We start from the raw sequence: 5,240 nt of genomic DNA on the forward strand, positions 1-5,240 counted from the left end.
ACTTGGCTCAAGTTCTTCGCCTGCAAATCAGACTTATCTATTATTTGTAAAAAGAATAAGCGCCCCACTAATACGACAGCAATACACAGTAATACGCGTACCGTATATTCAATTCGCTTATTATCATTCCCTGAAATATTCATTATGGTCTCCCACTCAATATATTACTTCGATGACCTCTGCAACTTATGGATAAGCGCTTCATATAAATCATCCGGTGTATTGTTAACGACACCATTTTGCACCTGTTGCATCAAATATTGTAACCCTTTCGCCACATTATCGCCACAGGCTTCTAGAACGCGGTTGTCATAGTTCAAATCTTTTGTATGTACAGGCATTTCTAGGCTTAAATCAGCCATACATTCCCCGAACGCCAATGTACCATCAGTAACGGAATATGGCTTACCACAACCAAGGACGTCGGCCGCACAAACCTTCGCCAATTGCAACCATGCTTCCCGCATACTTTGACTATCTCTAAACTCGCCACTTCGAATTTCCTTGCGCATCCATTTTTTCTCATCTGCCTCTTCATTTTGCACGAAGAAATGAAAGCGCATGTGATTTTTAACAATCCACGAAACGCGACTAGCAAATTTCTTATTATAGCCGAGACGAATCAATAGGTCATAGGCCATCTCTGCGCCTAGATTATCATGGCCTCGGTCGGTGTAGCGTCCATTGATAACTTGCCTAATGGTAGGCATTCCCTTTGCCACATCATGTAATAGGGCGCCCCAACGAAGGGTTAAATCAGGTTCCGTTTCTGAAACGACAGCCAATGTATGATACCATCCATCAAATTCGTGAAACGCCTTTTCTTGAGGCAATCCCACCAAATGATATAGCTCTGGCAATATAGGAACCTCTTTAATTGCCCCATTTTCAACGACGCGGCACGAACATTCTGCCAAGCGCGATTGGACGAGTACATCTAGCCCTTTTGCAACTGCTGGTTCCAATAATAACCGGTCTAATTCATTGCGCACTCGTTCTAGTGAAAGCCCCGATACACGGTGGAATGCTTTTGGCATGGCCTCTAATAGGGATTTATCCGGAAGAAAATCGAGTTTTGCAACGAATCGGCAAGCTCTAAATAATCGCAGTGCATCCTCTTGGAACCGTTCCGTTGGATTCCCGATGGTGCGCAAAACCTTATGCTTAATATCTCGGCGCCCACCGACTAGGTCGATAACCTCTTTATAGCGATTCATCGCCATACCATTAACGGTAAAATCGCGACGTTTTACATCTTCTTCGAGCGTATCTGCATAGATGACTTCTTCAGGGCGATGGCTATCTGCCCCATATCGTTCCTTGCGATACGTAGCCACTTCATAATGTTTTCCATCTACAATGGCCACTACCACACCGAAGGACTTACCTATGATGCCTGTGGTTTCAATATTCGCATCACCTAAAACAGAGATGACCTGTTCAGGTCGGGCAGATGTAACGATATCATAATCGTGTGGCTTTACATGCATGAGCATATCTCGCACAGCGCCGCCAATAATGAAAGCCTCAAAGCCCGCTTCTTCTAAAATTGTCAGCAAACGTATAGCTTGTTCCATACATCTACCCTCCCTTCTATTTATCTTTTTATTGTACTACAAATAGGGTTATGAAAAAAGGCTCACATACTATAAGCACATTGCAGATTATGCTCATAATAGTGAACCTTTTGTATATATGTAATTATAGTGAACAAACTTTCTCCGCTATGGCAAGACCTGTTTGAGTGACTGCTAAGCCACCATCACTTGTTTCGCGAAGGGCTGCAGGCATAGCGCGGCCAATATTATTCATGGCCTCAATTACCTCATCGGTAGGAATTTGGCTTTCAATACCAGCTAAAGCAAGTTCAGCCGCTGTAATGGCATGAACGGCATACACGCCATTCCGTTTCACACAGGGCACCTCAACAAGACCTGCCACAGGATCACACGCAAGGCCTAGTAAATTTTTCATACACAATGACACGGCATGCCCGACCTGACGAGCAGTACCGCCCATCATTTCTACAATGGCAGCTGCCGCCATACATGCAGCTGTACCAATCTCAGCTTGACAGCCACCGACCGCACCGGCTACACAAGCGCGATTAGCAACCACATTCCCTACGCCTGATGCGGCAAGGAATCCTTTCACCAAGACATCTCTATCTAGTTTGTATTGCTCAGCCACGGCTTGAATGGCGCCAGGCATAACGCCACAAGAACCCGCCGTTGGGCAAGCCACAATTCTGAACATTTTCGCATTAGCTTCGTTGACCGCAATAGCATAAGACATCGCCTTATAAGCAGTTTCACTCATGAATAATGGTTTTCGTTTCATTAAACGAGCCGCATCTCCACCAGACATATTGGATTGAGTCCGCTGTAAATGACGCATACCATCGTGAATGGAGGCCTCAAAAATACTTAATCGATGCTTAATTTCTTTAACGATTTCCTTTTCACTACGATCATACTGTTCTAGTTCACTGCGCATTACCACATCACCAAAAGATATGTTATTCTCTTCGCTAAGGCGGATAATATCAGCTATCGTTTCATATTCGTAACTCATCATATCCTCCTATAGGGCCTCAAAGGTCATCACATCTTGGATGCCTGGGCATTCACGCATAAATTGTACTGTAATAGGGTTTACAACGGAATCTGTAGTAATTACCATAACCGCGTCCTTATATTTACCCTTTCTAAACACGCGCATGGACGCAATGTTGATATCCGATTCACTCAAGGCCTGACTAATTAGAGAAATTGCACCAGGTCTATCCTCATGGAATACAACAAGGGTAAATTCATCGCCCGTAATGGACATATCATTGCCATCAACCTCGGTAATCATGATTTGACCACCACCAATCGAACGACCTACAACGGCCATATGACGATTATGGTCGCCGTATAGATCAAACTTAACTACATTCGGATGGCCTATATCGAGTGGTGATTCGATGAAAGTATAGTCTAAACCTGCTTCATCAGCGAGTTCCTTTGCATTGCGGATGCGTTTATCATCCTCTTTAAAGCCTAATAAACCACCTAATAAGGCACGATCTGTACCATGCCCCTTATATGTTTTTGCAAACGACCCATACAAGGTCATTTCAACCTTCTTCGGCGTATTCCCAAATATACAACGAGCCATCTTGCCAAGCCGTGCTGCACCAGCGGTATGCGAACTAGATGGGCCAATCATAACAGGGCCGATAATATCAAAAATACTGTTCATAATGAGCCTCTATGCATATATAAATAAAGATATAATCTAATTCTTATCTATAGTATAGCAATCAATATCGAGGCTTGTCTATATGCACAATAGAGGTATGTTTGTCCACTGTTGGCAAACATACCTCTATTCCATTAATTAACTATTAATATAACTCAGCCAAAAAAATAATAGCAAATCCCCATAGTACAACCCCATATGTCGTATTTATTTTGACGACAAAAAAGGCTATACCATCCGAAGATGGCATAGCCTAATTTATATAGCAACAGCCCGAATCATATAAGAGAGAGGGGATTAAGGCCGCTGTTATCAGTTTTTAATCCGATTAGCCCAAGATAGCTTTCATATCAGCTTCTGGAGTTGTAATTGGATGTAATTGGAATTTTTCTACCAAAATGTTCAATACATTGCTGGAGAAGAATTTAGGCAAGGAAGGTCCGATGTAGATGTTGCGGATACCCAATGCCAACAATGTTAACAAGATACATACTGCTTTTTGTTCGTACCAGGACAATACCAATGTTAATGGCAAGTCGTTTACGTCACATTCAAATGCACCAGCCAAAGCTACTGCTACTTGAATAGCGGAGTAAGCATCGTTACATTGACCCATATCAAGGATACGAGGGATACCACCGATTTCACCGATGTTAAGGTCGTTGAAGCGGAATTTACCGCAAGCCAATGTCAATACTACAGTATCATCTGGAGTTTGTTTTACGAATTCTGTGTAGTAGTTACGGCCTACTTTAGCACCGTCACAACCACCAACTAAGAAGAAGTGTTTGATTGCGCCAGCTTTTACAGCGTCGATTACTTTATCAGCAATACCCAATACTGTACCGTGACCGAAACCAGTAGTTACTTCGTGACCACCGTTGATGCCAGTGAATTCTTGAGCTTCTTTGTAGCCGCCCAATTCGATGGCGCGTTCAATAACAGCGGAGAAGTCTTTAGTGCCATCAGCTTTTTCTTCTACGTGTGCACAGCCGTCGAAACCTACCATATCTGTAGTGAAGATATTAGCTCTGTAGTTTTCTTTTGGTGGCATAATGCAGTTTGTAGTGAACAAGAATGCGCCAGGAACGTCAACGAATTCTTTTTGTTGGTTTTGCCATGCAGTACCGAAGTTACCTTTCAATTGAGGATGTTTTTTCAATTCAGGGTAAGCGTGGCAAGGTAACATTTCACCATGAGTATAGATGTTTACACCTTTACCATCAGTTTGTTCCAACAATTGATTCAAGTCGTGAAGGTCATGACCAGTTACAACGATGAAAGGACCTGGTTCTACAGTCAAAGGTACTGTAGTTGGTACTGGAGTACCATATGTTTCAGTGTTAGCTTTATCAAGAATAGCCATGCATTTCAAGTTGATTTGACCGAATTCCATCAACAAGTTCAACCATTCTTCAGCACTGTGGTCTTTAGCGAATTCTACCATGCCTTTGATGAACCAAGCATCAACTTCAGGATCATGGAAACCAAGACGTGCAGCATGCCATGCATAAGCAGCCATACCACGCATACCTAACAATAATGTGGAACGAAGAGATACGATATCTTCTTCACCTTTCCACAATTGTTCCCAATCGAAGTTTTGAGCTGCGCTATCGATTTTTGCATGATAAGCGTTTACTTCGTCGATGAATTCTTGAACGCGGTCTTCAGAGAAGTTTACGTTTGTTACACACATGAACAAACCACGCATTAAATAGTCAACGCCTTCTTTAGTTTGGCCTTTTACGTCTAAAGCGCGTGCTAAACCAACTAAAGCAGCAGTTAATTCGTCTTGTAAGTTAGCAACTGGTGCAGTTTTACCACATACACCTTGTACAGTACAGCCGCCTGGTGCTGCAGATTGTTCGCATTGATAACAGAACATGCTCATTTAAAAATCCTCCTTTGCGAGACTTCCTCGCATTCAAGCTAGATAATATAAAACCTATACATTACACTGATGAATTATCAGGTGTCTGATTGATTACATT

Annotated in this window: 4 protein-coding genes; all 4 read right to left on the reverse strand. The window is 42.6% G+C overall.

Translation table 11 applies throughout. The features are described from left to right. Positions 1–164: 164 nt before the first annotated feature. A complete protein-coding gene (locus tag RYP29_RS08075; RefSeq protein ID WP_311533005.1) occupies positions 165–1,577 on the reverse strand; it encodes a CCA tRNA nucleotidyltransferase in 1,413 nt (470 codons plus the stop codon). Positions 1,578–1,701: 124 nt separating this feature from the next. Beyond that, positions 1,702–2,574 carry an L-serine ammonia-lyase, iron-sulfur-dependent, subunit alpha gene (sdaAA, locus tag RYP29_RS08080; RefSeq protein ID WP_119982630.1) on the reverse strand — a complete coding sequence of 291 codons (873 nt, stop codon included), beginning with the start codon at positions 2,572–2,574 and terminating at the stop codon, positions 1,702–1,704. Between the two features lie 9 nt (positions 2,575–2,583). After that, positions 2,584–3,246 (reverse strand): L-serine ammonia-lyase, iron-sulfur-dependent subunit beta, encoded by a 663-nt coding sequence (gene sdaAB / locus RYP29_RS08085; RefSeq protein ID WP_005383948.1) that lies wholly within the window; start codon positions 3,244–3,246, stop codon positions 2,584–2,586. Between the two features lie 328 nt (positions 3,247–3,574). Continuing rightward, positions 3,575–5,140, reverse strand: coding sequence for a hydroxylamine reductase (gene hcp / locus RYP29_RS08090; protein WP_005377073.1), 1,566 nt, complete (start codon positions 5,138–5,140; stop codon positions 3,575–3,577). Positions 5,141–5,240 lie beyond the last annotated feature (100 nt).

It is taken from the genome of uncultured Veillonella sp. (assembly GCF_963534045.1).
GTDB lineage: Bacteria > Bacillota > Negativicutes > Veillonellales > Veillonellaceae > Veillonella.

Coding starts and splice junctions, on each gene's coding strand:
- RYP29_RS08075 (WP_311533005.1), bottom strand. CDS start 1,577: ATGGAACAAGCTATACGTTTGCTGACAATTTTAGAAGAAGCGGGCTTT.
- sdaAA (WP_119982630.1), bottom strand. CDS start 2,574: ATGAGTTACGAATATGAAACGATAGCTGATATTATCCGCCTTAGCGAA.
- sdaAB (WP_005383948.1), bottom strand. CDS start 3,246: ATGAACAGTATTTTTGATATTATCGGCCCTGTTATGATTGGCCCATCT.
- hcp (WP_005377073.1), bottom strand. CDS start 5,140: ATGAGCATGTTCTGTTATCAATGCGAACAATCTGCAGCACCAGGCGGC.